The 17845-nt window shown below is 74.6% G+C and carries 19 protein-coding genes; 15 read left to right on the top strand and 4 right to left on the bottom strand.

All coding sequences use genetic code 11. The features are described from left to right. The first annotated feature begins 356 nt into the window (after window positions 1-356). A complete protein-coding gene (locus C8054_RS29335; RefSeq protein ID WP_107162404.1) occupies window positions 357-1061 on the top strand; it encodes a CBS domain-containing protein in 705 nt (234 codons plus the stop codon). Window positions 1062-1094: 33 nt separating this feature from the next. Here C8054_RS29335 and C8054_RS29340 read toward each other — a convergent pair whose 3' ends face one another. From C8054_RS29340 to C8054_RS29350, 3 genes are read right to left on the bottom strand one after another with little or no spacing between them, the layout of a single operon-like run. Then, the gene (locus tag C8054_RS29340) at window positions 1095-2438 is read right to left on the bottom strand and encodes a hypothetical protein (RefSeq protein ID WP_233220233.1); all 1344 of its coding nucleotides are present in this window, start codon (window positions 2436-2438) and stop codon (window positions 1095-1097) included. After that, a complete protein-coding gene (locus C8054_RS29345; RefSeq protein ID WP_107162405.1) occupies window positions 2435-3253 on the bottom strand; it encodes a sugar phosphate isomerase/epimerase family protein in 819 nt (272 codons plus the stop codon). Before C8054_RS29345 ends, C8054_RS29340 begins: the two co-directional genes overlap by 4 nt. Window position 3254: 1 nt before the next feature. Then, window positions 3255-4292, bottom strand: a complete 1038-nt coding sequence (locus tag C8054_RS29350) for a zinc-binding dehydrogenase (RefSeq protein ID WP_107162406.1) — start codon at window positions 4290-4292, stop codon at window positions 3255-3257. A gap of 122 nt (window positions 4293-4414) precedes the next feature. Between C8054_RS29350 and C8054_RS29355 the strand changes: the two genes are divergently transcribed. The 5 genes from C8054_RS29355 to C8054_RS29375 are packed head-to-tail and all read left to right on the top strand — an operon-like array spanning window position 4415 to window position 8888. After that, a complete protein-coding gene (locus C8054_RS29355; RefSeq protein WP_107162407.1) occupies window positions 4415-5806 on the top strand; it encodes an ABC transporter substrate-binding protein in 1392 nt (463 codons plus the stop codon). Then, window positions 5803-6762, top strand: coding sequence for a carbohydrate ABC transporter permease (locus C8054_RS29360; RefSeq protein WP_107162408.1), 960 nt, complete (start codon window positions 5803-5805; stop codon window positions 6760-6762). The genes C8054_RS29355 and C8054_RS29360 overlap by 4 nt, the downstream gene beginning before the upstream one ends. Beyond that, entirely contained in the window at window positions 6762-7628 is an 867-nt protein-coding gene (locus tag C8054_RS29365) for a carbohydrate ABC transporter permease (RefSeq protein ID WP_107162409.1), read from the top strand. Before C8054_RS29360 ends, C8054_RS29365 begins: the two co-directional genes overlap by 1 nt. A 31-nt stretch (window positions 7629-7659) precedes the next feature. Beyond that, window positions 7660-8262, top strand: coding sequence for a phosphatase PAP2 family protein (locus tag C8054_RS29370; RefSeq protein WP_107162410.1), 603 nt, complete (start codon window positions 7660-7662; stop codon window positions 8260-8262). Window positions 8263-8285: 23 nt separating this feature from the next. Continuing rightward, on the top strand, window positions 8286-8888 hold the full coding sequence (locus C8054_RS29375) for a bifunctional 2-polyprenyl-6-hydroxyphenol methylase/3-demethylubiquinol 3-O-methyltransferase UbiG (protein ID WP_107162411.1): 603 nt from the start codon (window positions 8286-8288) through the stop codon (window positions 8886-8888). A 115-nt stretch (window positions 8889-9003) separates the two neighbouring features. On the opposite strand, the gene eccB is transcribed toward C8054_RS29375, so the two are convergent. Then, window positions 9004-10386: a type VII secretion protein EccB gene (gene eccB, locus C8054_RS29380; RefSeq protein ID WP_107162412.1), complete on the bottom strand. Its 1383-nt coding sequence runs from the start codon at window positions 10384-10386 to the stop codon at window positions 9004-9006. A 220-nt stretch (window positions 10387-10606) separates the two neighbouring features. Here eccB and C8054_RS29385 point away from each other — a divergent pair, with 220 nt between their 5' ends. The 9 genes from C8054_RS29385 to C8054_RS29425 all read left to right on the top strand — a co-directional run bounded on the left by C8054_RS29385 (window position 10607) and on the right by C8054_RS29425 (window position 17837). Beyond that, a complete protein-coding gene (locus C8054_RS29385) occupies window positions 10607-10876 on the top strand; it encodes a metal-sensitive transcriptional regulator (RefSeq protein ID WP_107162413.1) in 270 nt (89 codons plus the stop codon). Between the two features lie 124 nt (window positions 10877-11000). Then, the gene (locus C8054_RS29390; protein ID WP_107162414.1) at window positions 11001-12401 is read left to right on the top strand and encodes an MBL fold metallo-hydrolase; all 1401 of its coding nucleotides are present in this window, start codon (window positions 11001-11003) and stop codon (window positions 12399-12401) included. A gap of 83 nt (window positions 12402-12484) precedes the next feature. Next, window positions 12485-13075: a rhodanese-like domain-containing protein gene (locus tag C8054_RS29395; protein ID WP_107162415.1), complete on the top strand. Its 591-nt coding sequence runs from the start codon at window positions 12485-12487 to the stop codon at window positions 13073-13075. 17 nt (window positions 13076-13092) lie between these two features. Then, a complete protein-coding gene (locus tag C8054_RS29400; protein WP_107162443.1) occupies window positions 13093-13968 on the top strand; it encodes a sulfite exporter TauE/SafE family protein in 876 nt (291 codons plus the stop codon). Beyond that, on the top strand, window positions 13907-14515 hold the full coding sequence (locus tag C8054_RS29405; protein WP_107162416.1) for a bifunctional 2-polyprenyl-6-hydroxyphenol methylase/3-demethylubiquinol 3-O-methyltransferase UbiG: 609 nt from the start codon (window positions 13907-13909) through the stop codon (window positions 14513-14515). The genes C8054_RS29400 and C8054_RS29405 overlap by 62 nt, the downstream gene beginning before the upstream one ends. A gap of 101 nt (window positions 14516-14616) precedes the next feature. Next, on the top strand, window positions 14617-15327 hold the full coding sequence (locus C8054_RS29410; RefSeq protein WP_107162417.1) for a spermidine synthase: 711 nt from the start codon (window positions 14617-14619) through the stop codon (window positions 15325-15327). A gap of 102 nt (window positions 15328-15429) precedes the next feature. Continuing rightward, window positions 15430-15609, top strand: coding sequence for a hypothetical protein (locus C8054_RS29415; protein ID WP_107162418.1), 180 nt, complete (start codon window positions 15430-15432; stop codon window positions 15607-15609). 90 nt (window positions 15610-15699) lie between these two features. After that, window positions 15700-17379 (top strand): long-chain-fatty-acid--CoA ligase, encoded by a 1680-nt coding sequence (locus tag C8054_RS29420; protein WP_107162419.1) that lies wholly within the window; start codon window positions 15700-15702, stop codon window positions 17377-17379. Between the two features lie 89 nt (window positions 17380-17468). Further along, complete coding sequence (locus C8054_RS29425) at window positions 17469-17837, top strand: nuclear transport factor 2 family protein (protein ID WP_107162420.1); 369 nt, start codon at window positions 17469-17471, stop codon at window positions 17835-17837. The last annotated feature ends 8 nt before the right edge of the window (window positions 17838-17845 follow it).

Genomic DNA, 17845 nt, shown 5'->3' on the forward strand with positions numbered 1-17845 from the left:
CCCCGTCCATCGGCCGCGACTTCACCGCGGTGCAGGACCAGGCCATGTTCGAGCTCGCGACGTTGAGTGCCGTGCCGCCCTGGGTGCCCCCTCCCGCGATCTTGCACTTGCCGCCCTGACAAAAGCCACCGATCCGACGTCTCGCGGGCCACAACTGCAAGGTCGACGAGGAAGGGTGGGGCCGGGACAGGGAGGGGACCTAGGGCCTGGTGGGTGGGGTCCGGGCGGCCCTGATCGGGTCGGGCTCGGGGGCCTAGCGTCGGAGACGGGTGGCTCCGGATCGCGGCGTCAGAGGTGCCGGGCGGAAGTCACCGGAGACGCCGGAGCGCGGCGTCGCGGACATCGGGAGGCCGACCATGCGGACGTGGCAGGTGCGGGACGTGATGACCACCGACGTGGCGACGGTACGGGAGGGCACGGCGTACCGGGAGATCGTCGACCTGCTGACCGGCCGGCACGTCACGGCGGCGCCGGTGGTGGACGGCGGCCGGCGGGTCCTCGGGGTGGTCTCGGAGGCGGACCTGATGTACAAGGTGGAGCTGTCCGGGCAGCCCCACGAACGGCGGCTCCGGCCCGACCGGCACCGCCGGGAGGCGCGGGCGAAGGCCGGCGCGACGCTCGCGGCCGACCTGATGACCGCTCCCCCGGTCACCGTCGCGCCGGACGCCACACTCGTCGAGGCGGCCCGACTGATGGACACGCGCGGCGTCAAGCGACTGCCGGTGGTCGACGACCTGGGTCGGCTGGTCGGCATCGTGACCCGCGGCGACCTGCTCAAGGTGCACCTGCGCCCGGATGCGGACATCCGCCGGGACGTGGTCGACGAGGTGCTGCGCCGGACGCTGGGCGTGCGCGACGACGTGGTGGACGTGGCCGTGCACGGCGGCGTGGTGACGCTCACCGGACAGGTGGAGCGCTGCTCCACGGTGCATCTGGCGCTGCGGTTGACCCGGCAGGTCAGCGGCGTGGTCGAGGTGGTCGACGCGCTCGGCTACGCGATCGACGACGCGCCGAGGTCGGCGCTGCGGCTCGGCGGCGGCATGTCGGCCGGCATCGCCTGACCGCCACCCGGGGCCGGCGGCGGACCGGGGCGGTCAGCCCTCGGCGAGCACGTCCAGCACCAGCGCGGCGGTCCAGCTGAACGCCGGCGAGCCGAGGCCGGCGCCGGTGTCCGGGTGGAAGTACTCGTGGCAGCCGGCGCCGTCGACCAGGTCGAGCAGGGATTCCCGCAGCCCGGCGGCCAGGTCGGCCCGACGGTGGGTCCGCAGGCCCTGCCAGAGCAGCCAACCGGTGTTCAGCCAGCTCGGTCCGCGCCAGTACCGCAGCGGTTCGAAGTCCGCCGCGGTGCGGTCGTAGGTGGGCAGCGGCCGGTCCATCCGGGCGGCCAGGCCGAAGCGGGACGAGCACGCCTCGGCCAGTACGGCCCGCACCTGCGGTTCCGGCAGGTCGGGCAGGGCCAGCGGCAGCAGCCCGAGCACGGTAGGCGGGCCGACGAGCCGGTCGGTGCGGACGTCACGCGGCCGGAACGTGCCGGTGACCGGGTCCCAGAGGCGGCTCACCAGCGCCTCGGTGAGGCGGGCGGCCCGGTCCCGGTGCGGGCACGGATCGGCGCCGACGACCGTCGCGATCCGGGCCAGCGCGTACTCGGCGACCCCGAGCGCGGCGTTGACCAGCGGGCACTCCACCAGGAACGGGTGCCGGCCGAGCAGCCCCTCGTCCCGGTAGCGGCCGGCCCGGTAGCTGTCCACGAGCGCGACGTACCGCGCGTAGTCCAGGTCGGTGGGCCGGTGCGCGGCGTCGGCGTGCGCGGTGTCGTGCCGGCGGTACGCGCGCATCACCGCCTCGTCGGCCGGCACCGCGCCCAGCGGGGTGTCCCAGGCGGGGCTGTTGTCCAGGCCGGACTCCCACGGGTGCACGATGGCGGCCAGGCCGCCGCCGCCGACGTCCCGCCGCCCGGTCAGGTAGCGCTGCTGGGCGACCAGCCGGGGATAGAGCCGGCGCAGCGCGGCCACCGACGCCTCGGAGGGGGCGCGGCGGTGCACCAGCCAGGCGGCCGGCGCGTGCACCGGCGGCTGGACGATGCCGGAGGTGGCCACCGCCGGCGCCCCGTCGGCGCACGCCGAGTCCCAGAACGTCGGCCCGGGGAAGTACGGGCCGAGGTGCGGCGCCGGGTTGAACACGATGTGCGGCACCCGCCCGTCGACCCACTGGGCGGCGAACAGCGTACGCAGCTCGCGCCAGGCCCGGTCCGGTCGCACGTGCGCCAGCCCGACCGCGATGAACGCCGAGTCCCAGCTCCACTGGTGCGGGTAGAGCGTGCGGGACGGGACGGTGTGGTCGTGTTCCCAGTTGGCGTCCAACGTGGCCAGCGCGAGCCGACGCAGCCGGGCGTCCCGTTCCGCGCCGGCCCGTACGCCGGCCGCCAAGCTGCCGGTCACGCGGCGGCCCGCCGGGGCCGGACGGACGTTAGCACGGCGGCGGCCTGGCGCAGCGCGGCGACCGGCTCGCCGCGCAGCCGGCACTCCAGCGCCAGCCAGCCGGGGTAGCCGATCCCGGCGAGCGTGTCCCGCAACGCGGCCCAGTCCAGGTGCCCGGCGCCGGGCTGGTGCCGGTTGGAGTCGCTGACCTGCACGTGCCCGAGGTACGGCGCGGCGGCGCGCAGCGCGGCACACGGGTCGTCCTCCTCGATGTTCATGTGGTAGGTGTCGGCGACCACCCGGACCGCGGGCGACCCGACCGCACGGCACAGCTCGACCGCCTGGTCGAGCCGGTTGACCATGTGGTCCTCGTACCGGTTGAGCGGTTCCAGGAACAGGGTGACCCCCTCGGACCGGGCGTGCTCGCCCAGCTCGCCCAGGGCGTCGACGAGCACCCGCCGGTCGGCCTCGGGCGACCGGGGCGGCTCGTGCGGCGGCAGCCGGCGGGAGAACATGCCCCAGGCGGCCGGCGTCATCGCGCCGACGCCGCCCAGCTCCGCGATCACGGAGAGCTGGGAGCGCAGGTTGCGCACCGCGTCCCGGGAACGGGCCGGGTCGAAGTCGCCGATGAAGTGGTCCATCTCGACGCAGACGGTCGGCGTCACCACCCCGGCGGCCCGGGCCCGGCGCAGCTCCGGCAGCCGCCGGGCGAACGCCAGCTCCCCCCGCCCGCGCAGCTCGATGCCCCGGTAGCCGAGGGAGACCGCGAGGGCGTACTTGTCGATCAGGTCGGCGCCGGGGAGCAACTGCTCCTGGCAGGCCAGTGGGATGTCCATGTCAGAACCTCAGCACCACTTGGAGGACGTCACCGTCACCGCGGTCGAGCAACGCCAGCGCGTCGGCCACCGCGCCCGCGTCGACGACGTGGCTCACCAGCGGCAGCGGGTCGACGCTGCCCTCCGCCACCAGGTCCATGAAGGTGTGCGCGATCCGCGTCCCGGACCACCGGCCGGCCGTGCCGGGAGCCGGGTCGGGGCCGGAGACCTGGGCGGCCACCAGCTGGATCCGGTTGTGGTGGAACTCCTCGCCGAGTTCCAGCCCGTGGGCGTACCCCTGGTAGAAGCCGGCGGCGACGACGCGGCCGGCGTGCGCGGTGGCCCGGATCGCCTCGTGCAGCGCCGGGTACGCGCCGGACAGCTCCAGGCAGACGTCGGCGCCGCGACCGTCGGTGGCCGCCCGCAGCGCGGCGGCGGCCGAGTCGCCGGCGGCGTCGACGACCCGGCGGGCGCCGAGGCGGGTGGCATGCGCGAGTCGTCCGGGCATCCGGTCGACGGCCACCACCCGGCTGCCGGAGAGCACCGCGAGCCGGGTGCCGAGCAGCCCGATCACGCCCTGGCCGAACACGCCCACCCAGTCGCCGAGGTGCAGGTCACCGGCGAGCACCGCGGTCAGCGCGATGGCCCCGGGACGGGCGAAGACGGCGGCGAGCGGGTCGAGGCCGGGGGCGAGCGGGTGCGTCGCGGCGGCGGCGAGCACGGCCTCCGCGCGGTGCCCCCAGATGCCCCAGACGAGCTGGCCGACGCGGCGGTCGGCGACGTCCGGGGCGACCTCGACGATCTCGCCGACCTCCTCGTAGCCGAAGCCGACCACCGGGTACGCGGGCGCGGCCTGCCGGGGCACGAACATCCGGGCGGTGGCGTCCCAGTCCTTGCGGAGCCGGGGGTTGCTGCCCCGGTAGAGGGTCAGCTCGGTGCCGGCGGAGATGCCGGAGTAGCAGGTGCGGACGCGGACCTGACCCGGGCCGAGCCGGTCCGGGGGGCAGGGCTCCAGGCGGATGCTCCGGGGCCCGGCCAGAGAGACAACCCAGTTGGCCATGGCGTCGCTCCGAGGAAAGTGCCGGCCTCAATCCTAACCCAAAAAATGGGCATATGTGATTAGATTGATGAATCTGCGGGTATTGATGGCGTGCCGTGTATTTCCGAGAAGGAGTGCCGCCGATGCCATCACCCTCCACACGGCTGCTCGCTTCGAGCCTGATCCTGGCACTGGCCGGGGTCGGCACGACCGCCTGCAGCGACGACGAGCAGAAATCCGACAGTTCCCAGATCACCGTCTGGAGCCTGGAGGACGTGGCCGACCGGGTCACCGCCACCAAGGCGATCATCGCCGACTACACCGCGAAGACCGGCGTGAAGGTCAACCTGGTCACCGTCAACGAGGACCAGTTCCCGTCGCTGATCGCGTCCAGTGCCGCCGCCGGCGACCTGCCCGACGTGGTCGGCTCGGTGTCGCTCGCCGGCGTCCGCACGCTCGCCGCCAACGAACTGCTGGAGCCGGACGCCAACAAGGCCGTGGTGGACACGCTCGGGCGGGACACGTTCTCCCCCCGCGCGCTGGAGCTGACCAGCGACGGCGGCACCCAGCTCGCGGTGCCCAGCGACGGCTGGGGCCAACTGCTCGTCTACCGCAAGGACCTGTTCGACGCCGCCGGCCTGCCCGCCCCCGACACGTACGAGAAGATCGCCGCCGCGGCGGCGAAGCTGAACACCGGCGGCGTCGCCGGCATCACCGCGGCGACCGCCCCCGGCGACGTGTTCACCCAGCAGACCTTCGAGCACCTCGCGCTGGCCAACAACTGCCAGCTCACCGACGACGCCGGCAAGGTCACGCTCGACTCGCCGGAGTGCGTCGAGGCGTTCCGCTTCTACGGCGACCTGATGCGGAACAACTCGGTCAAGGGCGCGCAGGACGTCGACACCACCCGGGCCACCTACTTTGCCGGCCGGGCGGCCATGCTGATCTGGTCGCCGTTCGTCCTCGACGAGCTGGCCGGCCTGCGCAACGACGCGCGCCCCACCTGTCCGCAGTGCCAGTCCGACCCGGCGTGGCTGGCGAAGAACAGCGGCTTCGTCACCGCGATCAAGGGCCCGAACGGCACCGAACCGGCCCAGTACGGCGAGGTCAGCTCCTGGGCGGTGCTCGACGGCGCGGTCGACCCGGCGAAGTCCTTCGTGGAGTACATGCTCTCCGACGGCTACCCGCGCTGGTTCGGCATGTCCCCCGAGGGGCGGTTCCCGGTGCGCACCGGCACGCCGGAGGACAAGCAGAAGTTCCGCACGCTGTGGAACACCAGCCCGGCCGGGGTGGACACCAAGAAGCCGCTCTCCGATGTCTACGGCGACGACGTGCTGGCCACGCTGCGCAAGAGCCCGGACACGTTCCAGCGCTGGGGGCTGACCCAGGGCCAGGGCAAGCTGGTCGGGGCCATCCTCGGCGAGCTGCCGGTGCCGAAGGCGCTCGCCGACGTGGTCGGCGGCAAGTCCGACGCCCGGGCCGCCGCCGAGCGGGCCAAGAGGGACGTCGAGGCCATCGCGAAGGGCGTCAATTGACCACCGTCGCGCCGGAGGCCGGCCGCTCCCCCACCCCGGAGCGGCCCCGCCGGCCCGGCCGCCGCCCGCTGACGCAGCGCCGCCGCGAGTCCCGCGACGGGCTCGCGCTGGTCGCGCCGACGCTGCTCGTCGTGCTCGCGGTGATCGGCATACCCATCGTCTGGACCGTGGTGCTGGCCTTCCAGCGGGTACGCCTGGCGACGCTGCGCAAGACCGGCCTGTTCGGCGAGCTGACGCTGGACAACATCGACCGGGTGCTGCACACCCCCGGGTTCGCCGACACGCTCTGGACCACGGTGCTCTACAGCGTCGGCGGCACCGCCGGCTCGATCGTGGTCGGCCTGGTCGCGGCGCTGGCCGTCCGGGGGCCGTTCCGCGGCCGTACGCTGGTGCGCGCGTCGATGCTGCTGCCGTACGTGGCGCCGGTGGTCGCCATGACGTTCGTCTGGCAGGTGATGCTCGACCCGCAGCTGGGCATCGTCAACGACTGGGGGCGGCGCTTCCTCGGTTGGGACGCCCCGGTGGCGTTCCTGTCCCAGGAGTCCACCGCGCTGTGGACGGTGATCGCGTTCGAAGCGTGGCGCTACTTCCCGTTCGCGTTCCTGTTCCTGCTGGCCCGGCTCCAGGCCGTGCCGGCGGAGCTGGAGGAGGCCGCCCGGGTCGACGGCGCGACTCCGACCCAACGCTTCCGGCACATCCTGCTGCCGCAGCTCATGCCCGTGATCGCGCTGCTCGGCGTGCTGCGGTTCATCATGACGTTCAACAAGTTCGACGACGTCTACCTGCTCACCGGCGGCTCGGCCGGCACCGAGGTGGTCAGCGTCCGGGTCTACCAGTTCCTCACCGCGCGTACCGACATCGGCGCCGCCGCCGCCCAGGCGGTCGTGCTGGCCGTGGTGCTGCTCGTGTTCGTGGCCATCTACCTGCGCTTCTTCGGCGCGAAACGGGAGGCGTGATGGACCGGGACCGGATCGAGACGGTCAGCCTGCGCTGGCTGCGCCGGCTGGTGATCGCCGGCTTCCTGCTGGTCACGCTGCTGCCGTTCTGGTACATGCTGGTGCTGTCGGTACGCCCGATCGAGCGCCTGCTGCTCGACCCCGGCTCACTCTGGGTGCCGTTCGGCGAGCTGACCGTCGCCACGTACGCCGAGGTGTTGAAGTCGGTGGAGAGCGGCGGCCAGGGTTTCCTCACGTTCATCCGCAACAGTGGCCTGGTGGCGCTGGCCGCGACCGTGCTCACGCTGGTGGTCGCCATCCCCGGCGCGTACGCGGTCTCCCGGCTGCGGTTCTTCGGCCGCCGGCAGGTCAGCGCGTTGTTCCTGGCGGTCTACCTGTTCCCGTCGATCGTCATCGCGATCCCGCTGTTCGTGGTGTTCAGCCGCGCCGGGCTGCGCGGGTCGTTGTTCGGGCTGGTGCTGGTCTACATCTCGCAGACGCTGCCGGTCTCGGTCTACATGCTGAAGAACTACTTCGAGACCATCCCGGTCAGCCTGGAGGAGTCCGCGGCGATCGACGGCGCCGGGCGGCTCGGCATCATCCGCCGGGTCAGCCTGCCGCTCGCCGCGCCGTCGGTGATGGCGGTCGCGCTCTACGACTTCATGATCGCCTGGAACGAGTTCCTGTTCGCGTTGCTCTTCCTCGTCGACCGGCCGGACCGGTGGACCGTCTCGTTGGGGCTGTCACTGCTCGCCGACGGCGTCGAGGTGCCCAAGACGGTGCTGATGGCCGGCTCGGTCATCCTCACCCTGCCGATCGTGGTGCTCTTCTTCGCCGGTGAGCGCCTGCTCACCGAGGGCCTCACCAGCGGGGCCGAGAAGGGCTGAGCAGGGGGCGGCGGCATGCCAGGATGACCCGGTGCGATCACCACGGGAGCGCCCGGCCGGCGCGCGGCTGGCCCGGCTGCTCACCGAGGTGTTCGCACCGGGCGTCCTGGTGACCGCGTTGCCGCTGGTGGCCGCCGCCCGGGTCAGCCGCTCCCCGGCCCAGTTCCTGCTCTGGGGCGGCACCGCGCTGCTGTGCTGCGCGATCATCCCGGTCGGGGTGATCGTCCACGGCGTACGCCGGGGTCGGCTCACCGACCGGCACGTCGGCGACCACCGGCAGCGGGCCCGGCCGCTGTCGATCGGCCTGGCCTCGGTGGCGGTCGGTCTGCTGCTGCTGGCGGCGCTGGACGCGCCGGTCGAGTTGTTCGCGGTGATCGTGGTCATCTTCGTGGTGGGCGCGGCCTGCACGCTGGTCAACCACTGGTGGAAGCTGAGCATCCACGCGGCGGTGGCCGCCGCCACGGTGACCGTGCTGGTGCTGCTGTTCGGGCCGGTGGCGCACCTGGGCTGGCCGCTGGCGGCGGCGGTCGGCTGGTCCCGGGTGCGGCTGCGTGACCACACCGGGCCGCAGGTGCTGGCCGGCGCCGCGCTCGGCGTGCCGCTGGCCGCCGCCACGTTCCTCGCGCTGACCTGAACAAGATCAGTTACGGTTGGCCCATGAGCAAGCCGACCCGCTGGGTGACCGACACCAAGCCCGGCCACTCGCAGTGGTACGTCGACCGGTTCCGCCGCCTCGCCGCCGAGGGGGCGGACCTGGCCGGCGAGGCCCGCCTGGTGGACGCGCTGGTGCCGCCCGGCGCGCGGATCCTCGACGCCGGCTGCGGCACCGGCCGGGTCGCCGCCGTGCTGGCCGACCGCGGCCACACCGTCGTCGGTGTCGACGCCGACCCGACGCTTGTCGAGGCCGCCCGCGCCGACCACAGCGGTCCCCGGTTCCTGGTCGCCGACCTGGCCGAGCTGGACCTGCCCGCACAGGGCGAGCCCGAGCCGTTCGACGCGGCCGTGGTGGCCGGCAACGTGATGACCTTCGTCGCCCCCGGCACCGAGCGCGCCGTACTGGCCCGGATCGCCGCGCACGTGCGTCCCGACGGCCTGGTGGTGGTCGGCTTCGGCACCGACCGGGGTTACCCGGTCGCCGAGCTGGACGCCGACGCGGTCGCCGCCGGCCTGCGCCGGGAGCACCGCTTCGCCACCTGGGACCTGCGTCCGTGGCAGGACGACGCCGGGTTCGCGGTGACCGTGCTGCGCCGCCCGGCCTGAGCCGCCCGCCCCGCCCGGCCCGGCCCGCCCGGCCCGGACCGGCCTCGGTCACGCCCGGCCTCGGTCACGCCGGCCTGACTCGCACCGGGCCCAGCCGCGCTCGGGTCGGGCCCGGTCAGGCCGGGGCGGCCACGGCGCGCGCCGCCGCCGGATCGAGCGGGCTGCCGGCCGGCAGCAGGTCCACCAGTCCCGCCGGCAGCCGCACCGGCCGCACCCCGGAGTAGCCGAGCATGCCCGGCACGTCCGCGCCGGCCAGCGCGTACCGCCGGCCCAGGTCGGTGACCACGCACACCGTGCCGCCGGTCGCGCCCGGGGCGGCCACCGCCTCCACCAGCGCGCCGCGCCCCGGCTCCACCACGACCTGGTCGGCGAGCCCACCCCGGCCCCCGGCGGTACGCGCGGCGGCGGTCGGGTCCGGTGCGATGACGCCGAGCCGGATCTCGCGTACGCCGGTGTCGTCACCGGCCCGCGCGCAGAGCGCGCCCGGATCGGCGGTGGCGAGCCGGGGCGGTACGGCGGGCGGCGCGTCGGGCCCGGCCGGCACCAGGTCGGGCAGCTTCGGCAGCGCCGCGAACCGGCCGAGCGTGATCGGCGCCGGCTCGCCCTGCCCGGTGCGGGCCAGCAGCAGCGCGGCCTGCAACTCGGTGATGCCGGCCAGCCCGTCGCGCGCCACCACCGCGTACTGCCGGCCGCCGCCGGAGTTGCGCACCAGGTAGACGTCGCCGACGGTGGCGTCGGGGACCCGCGCCGAGGGAGCGCCGAGCGCGCCCACCGGCGGTGGGACCAGGTCGACGCCGGCCGGCACGGTGTTGAGCAACGCCGCCGCGACCGGGACGGCCCGTTCCCGGGTGGCGGCCAGCGCGGCCAGCACCCTTTCGGTGTCGCGCAGCAGGTAGCGCCGGTCGTGCCAGAGCAGGTGCAGGCCGCCGTCCGGGTGGCGGACCAGCAGGCCCTGGTCGCCGAGCGTCCGCCCACCGGTCGCGGCCCGCCCGATCAGCAGCGTCGAGCGGGCCTCGGGTCGGCCCGCCGCCACGGTCACCGACGAGCAGAGCGTCCAGCCGTCGCCGACCAGCCGGTTCGGCGCCGGCAACGAATCCGGCGCGTCGGCGATGCCGAGCGGCAGCCCCCGGGGCACCCCGTCGATGGCCCGGCGGGTGACCAGCACGGTCTTCGGCCGTTCCGCCCCGATGATCAGCAGGGCCGAGGCGTAGTTGAGCACCGGGTGCAGCTTCTCGTCGCGGTAGACGAACCGGGCGCCGGACTCCTTCTCCACGATCACCGCGCCGGTGTCCCGCCAGGAGCTGCCGCCGCCGGTGAACAGGCCGTACAACGCCACCCCGCCGAGCGCGATCACCGCGACCAGCACGCTGGCCAGGCCGGCGCCGGCCAGCCGGCGGAACGGCGACTGCGCCGGATCGGTCTCCCGCATCACCAGTGCGGCGACCGCCCGCTGCACGGTGAACTGGTACGAGTGCAGCTGGTCCTGCCGCGACGCCATCGGGCCCCTCCACCGGGATAGTCGCCGCACAGGATAAGCGCTCCGTCGATCCCCCGCCCACCCTGCGTCGCCCCCACCCTCGCCCGGCCGACGGAGTTGACCAAGGAGTTCGCGTCCGGGACCGCCGCCAGCGGTGACGCACATCCCTTGATCACCGGGAAGGGGGGCGCGGTGGCGGGTGGGGTACCCCCGGGGGTATGGTGGAGACAGGAGGTGGGACGTGAAGCTTCGACCCGAGATGACCAGTGACGCGCTGACCCGACTCAAGCGGGCCCGGGGGCAGCTCAATGCCGTGATCGAGATGATGGAGAACGGCGAGGACTGCCGCGCCGCGCTGACCCAGCTCGCCGCCGTCTCCAAGGCCATCGACCGGGCCGGCTTCAAGATCATCGCCTCCGGCATGCGCCACTGCGGCGCCGCCCGCCAGGCGGGCGAGGAACCGGAGATGACCGAGGAGGAGCTGGAGAAGCTCTTCCTCGCCCTGGCCTGACCCACCGACTTCCGCCCGCGCCGCCTGATCGCGACGCGGGCGGGTAATCCGCGCCCGGAACCGGGCCGGAGTCTGCCTCCCGCATACCCCCCGGGGTATCTGGGACGAGGAGAGGAGAACGCACGTGAGCACCGAGGTGACAGTCATCGCGACGTCCTCGCTCGGCGACCGCAGCTATCTGGCGTCCGACGGCCGGGTGGCGGTCGTGGTCGACCCCCAGCGCGACATCGACCGCGTCCTGCACCTGGCCGGCGCGCAGGGGGTGCGGATCACCCACGTGGTGGAGACGCACCTGCACAACGACTACGTCTCCGGTGGCCTGGAGCTGGCCCGGATCACCGGCGCCCACTACCTGGTGGCCGCCGCCGACGAGGTCGGCTTCGACCGGATGCCGGTGACCGACGGCGACGTGGTGCCGGTGTCGGACGGCCTGCGGCTGCGGGTGGTGGGCACCCCCGGTCACACCTTCCACCATCTGTCGTACGTGCTGGACGAGGCGGGCGACGGCGGCTGGACCCCGGCCGGCGTGTTCACCGGCGGGTCGCTGCTGTTCGGCACCACCGGCCGCACCGACCTGCTCGGCCAGCGGCACGCCCACGAGCTGGCCCACCACCAGCACGCCTCCGCCCGCAAGCTGGTCGACCTGCTGCCCGACGGCGCGCAGGTGTGGCCGACGCACGGCTTCGGCAGCTTCTGCTCGGCCAGCCAGGCCGACGCCCCGGAGTCCACCATCGGCCGGGAGAAGGCGGCCAACCCGGTGCTGCGGCTGGCCGCCGACCGGTTCGTCACCGAGACGCTCGCCGGCCTGGACGCCTACCCGGCCTACTACGCGCACATGGGCGTGGCCAACGCCGCCGGTCCCGCTCCGGTCGATCTCACGCCGGTGGCCCGCGCCGACGCCGGTGAGCTGCGCCGCCGGATCGCCGCCGGCGAGTGGGTGGTCGACCTGCGGCACCGCAAGGCGTACGCGGCCTCGCACCTGGCCGGCACCGTCAGCCTGGGCCTGGACGGGCCGATGTCGACGTGGCTCGGCTGGCTGATCGAGTGGGGCGTGCCGATCACGCTCCTGGCGGAGACGCCGGAGCAGGTCGCCGACGCCCAGCGGGAGCTGGTCCGGATCGGCATCGACCGGCCGGCCGCGCAGGCCACCGGCGACCCCGGGCGGTGGGCCGGCGACCGCGCGGAGTTGCGCGAGCTGACCGTGGCCGACTTCGCGGCGCTGGCCGCCGCGCAGGCCGGCGACACCCCGGCCGGACTGCCCGCCCCGCAGGTCGTGCTCGACGTCCGGATGACAAACGAGTGGCGGGCCGGGCACGTCGACGGCGCGGTGCACGTCCCCCTGCCAGACCTGCCCGGACGGCTCGCCGACGTGCCCGCCGGGACGGTCTGGGTGCACTGCGGCTCCGGCTACCGGGCCACCGCCGCCGCGTCCCTGCTGGCCAACGCCGGCCGCGACGTGGTGCTGATCGACGACGCGTTCGGCCGCGCCGAGGCCGCCGGCGTCCGGATGGCCCCGACCGGCTGACCCGCCCTGCCACCCGCCCGGCCGGCGCGCGACGCGCCGGCCGGCGACGACCCCTGCCCGCAAGACCACCGAAGGAGAAAGACATGACCACCACCAACCCGTCGACCGTCGACGCGGCGACGCTGGGCGAGCTGATCGCCGCCGGCCGCGCGCCCCGACTGCTGGACGTCCGCACCCCGGGCGAGTTCGAGGCCACGCACATCCCCGGCGCCTACAACGTGCCGCTGGACCTGCTCCGGGAGCACCGCGCGGAGCTGCGCGCCCACCTGGACGAGGACGTGGTGCTGATCTGCCGCTCCGGCGCCCGCGCCGGCCAGGCGGAGCGGGCGCTGGCCACCGTCGGCCTGCCCAACCTCCGGGTGCTCGACGGCGGCATGCTGGCCTGGCAGGCCGCGAGCGCCCCGGTCGTCCAGGGCCGGCCGCGCTGGGAGCTGGAGCGTCAGGTCCGCCTGGTCGCCGGTTCGATCGTGCTGGCCGGCGTGCTCGGCTCGGTGTTCGTGCCGGGCCTGAAGTGGGTCGCGGGCGCCATCGGCGCCGGTCTCACCGTCGCGGCGGTCTCGAACACCTGCGCCATGGGCATGCTGCTCGGCCGGCTGCCGTACAACCGGGGCGCGAGCTGCGACCTGGACACCGTCGTCGGCCGGCTCCGCGACGACGCCGGGCGGCGGTCGTGACCGCGCTGGTGCTCACGATGGCCGGCGCGGTGCTGATCGGCGTGAGCCTGGGCCTGCTCGGCGGCGGCGGGTCGATCCTCGCCGTGCCGCTGCTGGTCTACGTCGCCGGCCTGCCCGCCAAGGAGGCGATCGCCACCTCGCTGCTCGTCGTGGGCGCCACCAGCGCGGTCGGCGTGCTGCCGCACGCCCGCGCCCACCGGGTCCGCTGGCGCACCGGGCTGATCTTCGGCGTGGCCGGCATGACCGGCGCGTACGCCGGCGGCCGGCTGGCCGGGTTCGTCCCGGCGGGCGTGCTGCTCACCGCGTTCGCGCTGATGATGCTCGCCACCGCGGCGGCGATGATCCGGGGCCGACGCCCGGTCGAGGGGCGGCCCACCCCGCGCGAGCTGCCGACGCTGCGGGTGATCCTCGACGGCGTGATCGTCGGGCTGGTCACCGGCCTGGTCGGCGCCGGCGGCGGGTTCCTGGTCGTGCCCGCGCTGGCGCTGCTCGGTGGCCTGCCGATGCCGGTGGCGGTGGGCACGTCGCTGGTGGTCATCGCGATGAAGTCGTTCGCCGGCCTGGCCGGCTACCTGTCCAGCGTGCGGATCGACTGGACGCTGGCCGCGGCCGTCACCGTCGCCGCGATCGTCGGCAGCCTGCTCGGTGGGCGGCTCGCCGGCCGGATCCCGGAGCACGTGCTGCGCCTGTCGTTCGGCTGGTTCGTGGTGGCGATGGGCGGGTTCGTGCTGGCCCGGCAGTTGCCGCCGCTCGCAGGACTCGGGCTGGTCATTCTTGTCGCAGCCGGTACGGTCACGGTGGCGGTGTGGGGCCGCCGAAGGAGGGGACACAGTGGACAGCAGCGCCTGGGACGAGCGGTACGCCAACGCGTCGGGACTGGTGTGGAGCGCTGAACCCAACCGTTTCGTGGTCGAGTCGGTGTCCGGGCTGAGTCCCGGCTCCGCGCTGGACGTCGCCGCCGGCGAGGGGCGCAACGCGGTGTGGCTGGCCGGGCAGGGCTGGCGGGTCAACGCGGTCGACTTCTCGGCCGTGGCCGTCGAGCGGGGGCGTGAGCTGGCCGCCGCGCGGGGCGTCACGGTCGACTGGCGGGTCGCCGACGTGACCGCGTACCGGCCGGTGCCGGGCAGCTACGACCTGGTGCTGATCAGCTATCTGCACCTGCCCGCCGCCGACTTCGCCGGGGTGCTCGCGGCGGCCCGGTCGGCGCTGCGCCCGGGCGGCACGCTGGTGGTGGTCGGTCACGACCTGGCCAACCTCGACGCCGGCACCGGCGGTCCGCAGGACGCGAGCGTGCTGCTCACCCCGGAGGCGGTGGTCGACGGGCTGGCCGGGCTGCGCATCGGGCGCGCCGAGACGGCCCGCCGGCCGGTGCCGACCGCCGACGGCGGCACGGTCGACGCGCTGGACACCGTGGTGGTGGCCACCCGACCCGCCGACTGAGGCGGACCCGCCGACCGAGGCGGCCGGACCGGCCCGTTCCCGCCGGCCGGGTCGCGGGCGGCCGGTAGCATCCGGGAACGGATCGGCGGAGGGGACACCGGGTGGGTACGCGCTTCGAGGAACTGGCCTGGCGGGAGACGCCGATCGGGGAGATCAGCCTGCGCCGGCGTCGCGACCCGGCGCTGGACGCCGACGTGTACGAGGTGAAGCTCGGCGACGAGTACCTCATGTCCAGCGCGTTCCCGGTCGCGGAGATCGAGCTGGCCCGGCTGGGGCTGGCGCCGCTGCCCGGAGAGGAACTGGACGTGGTGGTCGGCGGGCTCGGGCTCGGCTACACCGCGCGCACCGCGCTGGCCGACCCCCGGGTGCGCTCGATGCTGGTGGTCGAGGCGATCGAGGACGTGATCGACTGGCACCGGCAGGAGCTGTTGCCGTTCGCAGCCGGCCTGGCCGCGGATCCGCGTACCCGGTTCGTGCGGGCCGACTTCTTCGCCGCGGTGGCCGGCGGCGGCTTCGACCCGGACGAGCCCGGGCGGCGGTTCCACGCGGTGCTGCTCGACGTGGACCACTCCCCCCGGCACGTGCTGCATCCCGACCACGCGCCGTTCTACACGGTCGACGGGCTGCGCCTGCTGGCCGCGCTGCTGCACCCGGAGGGCGTCTTCGCGCTCTGGTCGAACGACCCGCCGGATCCGGCGTTCCAGCGCACGCTGACCGAGGTGTTCCCGACGTCGGTCGCGCACGTCGTCCGGTTCCCCAACCCGTTGCAGGGGCGGGAGGCGGCGAACACCGTCTACGTGGCCCGGCGCTGACCGTCCGCCGGCGACGTGTCCGGCCGGGCATGTCCGGCCGGGCATGCCCGGCCGGGATGTGGGAAAGCGCGCGGCCGACCGGAGGAGACGGGAGGCACCGACATGCGCGCGTTGCTCTGGGTGGTCGGCGTGGTCGCCGGCGTGCTCATCCTGCTCGGGCTGCTGCTGGAGGCGGTCCGCTGGCTCATCATCATCGGCGTGATCGCGCTGGCCGCGGTCGTCATCTTCGCGATCGTGAAGACCCGGCGAATAGCGCACCGGCACTCGGCGTCGCACCGCTGATGTGACGAACCCGGCAACTTACGCCAACGTAGGTTACCGGCCGGTTAAGTTAGGCTGGGGCCGTCATCCGCGCAGCGAGGAGAGACGGCGATGGACGCGACCGACCGGCGGCCCTGGACCCGCAGCTACGCGCCGGGCGTGCCGGCCGAGGTCCCGGAACCGGACGGCTCCCTCGTCGACCTGCTCACCGACGCGGCCGGCCGGTTCGGGCCCCGGGTCGCGCTCGACTTCTACGGCGCCACCACCACCTTCACCGCACTCGCCGACCAGGTGGCCCGCGCCGCCGAGGCGCTGCGCCGACTCGGCGTCCGACCGGGTGACCGGGTGGCGCTGGTGCTGCCGAACTGTCCACAGCACGTGGTCGCGTTCTACGCGGTGCTGCGCCTCGGCGCGGTGGTCGTCGAGCACAACCCGCTGTACACCGCCGACGAGCTGGACCGGCAGCTCACCGACCACGGCGCCGCCGTCGCGATCACCTGGGACAAGGTCGCGCCGCTGGTGGCGGGACGCGGCGCCGTGCGTACCGTGGTGTCGGTCGACCTGACCGCGGCGCTGCCCCGACTCAAGCGGTGGGCGCTGCGGCTGCCGCTGCCGAAGGTCCGGGCCGCCCGCGCGGCCATGACCGGCCCCGCGCCCGGCGCGCGCGCCTGGTCGGAGCTGGTCGCCGCCGCCGCACCGCTGCCCGCCGCGCATCCCGGCCCCGGCGTCGACGACGTGGCGCTGCTCCAGTACACCGGCGGAACCACCGGCGTGCCGAAGGGCGCCGTGCTCACCCACCGCAACCTGCGGGCCAACGCCGCGCAGGGCCGGGCCTGGGTGCCCGGCCTGCGCGACGGCGCGGAGACCGTGTACGCGGTGCTGCCGCTGTTCCACGCCTACGGCCTGACGCTCTGCCTCACCTTCGCCGTCGGCATCGGGGCGACGCTGGTGCTGTTCCCCCGCTTCGACGCCGACCAGGTGCTCGACGCGGCCCGCCGCCGCCCGCCGACGTTCCTGCCCGCCGTGCCGCCGGTCTACGCGCGGCTGGCCACCGCGGCCCGCGAGCGCGGCGTCGACCTCGCCTCGATCCGGTACGCCATCTCCGGCGCGATGGCGTTGCCGCCGGCCACGGTGGAGCTGTGGGAGTCGGTGACCGGCGGACTGCTGGTGGAGGGCTACGGGATGACCGAGACGTCCCCGATCACGCTGGGCAACCCGGTCGCGCCGACCCGCCGGCCCGGCACGGTCGGGGTGCCGTTCCCCTCCACCGACGTGCGCATCGTCGACCCCGAGGACCCGGGCCGCGACCGTGCCCCCGGCGAGGCCGGCGAGCTGCTGGTACGCGGCCCGCAGGTGTTCACCGGCTACTGGAACCGGCCCGAGGAGACGGCGAAGGTGCTGCTGCCCGACGGCTGGCTGCGCACCGGCGACATCGTCACCATGGACGCCGACGGCTTCGTGACGGTGGTCGACCGGATCAAGGAACTCATCATCACCGGCGGCTTCAACGTCTACCCGTCCGAGGTGGAGGACGCGCTGCGCCGCGTACCCGGCGTCCGCGAGGCCGCCGCCGTGGGCGTGCCGACCGCGGACGGCGAGGAGGTCGTCGCCGCGGTGGTGCTCGACCCCGCCGTGGCCGCCACCCCGGAGGCGATCCGCACCGCCTGCCGCGCCCACCTGGCCGGCTACAAGGTGCCCCGCCGGATCGTGGTGGTCGAGGACCTGCCCCGCTCCCAGATCGGCAAGATCCTGCGCCGCGAGGTCCGCGACCGGCTCCTCGCCGACGGCTGAGGTCCCGGCCGGCGCGACGTCGTCGACCGACGTTCTGCCCAGCGCGAAGTCACCGGCCGCGACCGGTCCGCGCGGGCCACACTCGGGGGGTGACGACCCTCGGATCCGACGCGGCACAGGCCCGCCTCACGGCGCTCTACGCGGCGTTCAACGAACGCGACGTGCCGACCCTGCTGACGGCCATGACGCCGGACGTCTCCTGGCCCAACGGCTGGGAGGGTGGGGTGCTCCGGGGCCGGGCCGAGGTGGGCGACTACTGGCGGCGGCAGTGGGCTGAGCTCGACCCGTCGGTGACGCCGACCGCCTTCACCGTGGAACCCGACGGCCGGGTCGCCGTGTCGGTCCGCCAGGTGGTGCGGGACCGGGCCGGCGTCGAGCTGGCGGACCACACCGTCACGCACGTCTACCGCCTCGTCGACGGTCTGGTGGCCGAGATGGAGATCCGCCCGGGGCCCTGACCGCCGGT

This window comes from Micromonospora sp. RP3T (assembly GCF_003027925.1).
GTDB lineage: Bacteria > Actinomycetota > Actinomycetes > Mycobacteriales > Micromonosporaceae > Micromonospora.

Excerpts from the sequence above, each read along its gene's own strand:
- C8054_RS29420 (WP_107162419.1), top strand. The coding sequence starts at position 15,700 with ATGGACGCGACCGACCGGCGGCCCTGGACCCGCAGCTACGCGCCGGGC.
- C8054_RS29415 (WP_107162418.1), top strand. The coding sequence starts at position 15,430 with ATGCGCGCGTTGCTCTGGGTGGTCGGCGTGGTCGCCGGCGTGCTCATC.
- C8054_RS29375 (WP_107162411.1), top strand. The coding sequence starts at position 8,286 with ATGAGCAAGCCGACCCGCTGGGTGACCGACACCAAGCCCGGCCACTCG.
- C8054_RS29355 (WP_107162407.1), top strand. The coding sequence starts at position 4,415 with ATGCCATCACCCTCCACACGGCTGCTCGCTTCGAGCCTGATCCTGGCA.
- eccB (WP_107162412.1), bottom strand. The coding sequence starts at position 10,386 with ATGGCGTCGCGGCAGGACCAGCTGCACTCGTACCAGTTCACCGTGCAG.
- C8054_RS29350 (WP_107162406.1), bottom strand. The coding sequence starts at position 4,292 with ATGGCCAACTGGGTTGTCTCTCTGGCCGGGCCCCGGAGCATCCGCCTG.
- C8054_RS29345 (WP_107162405.1), bottom strand. The coding sequence starts at position 3,253 with ATGGACATCCCACTGGCCTGCCAGGAGCAGTTGCTCCCCGGCGCCGAC.
- C8054_RS29335 (WP_107162404.1), top strand. The coding sequence starts at position 357 with ATGCGGACGTGGCAGGTGCGGGACGTGATGACCACCGACGTGGCGACG.
- C8054_RS29395 (WP_107162415.1), top strand. The coding sequence starts at position 12,485 with ATGACCACCACCAACCCGTCGACCGTCGACGCGGCGACGCTGGGCGAG.
- C8054_RS29365 (WP_107162409.1), top strand. The coding sequence starts at position 6,762 with ATGGACCGGGACCGGATCGAGACGGTCAGCCTGCGCTGGCTGCGCCGG.
- C8054_RS29400 (WP_107162443.1), top strand. The coding sequence starts at position 13,093 with ATGGCCGGCGCGGTGCTGATCGGCGTGAGCCTGGGCCTGCTCGGCGGC.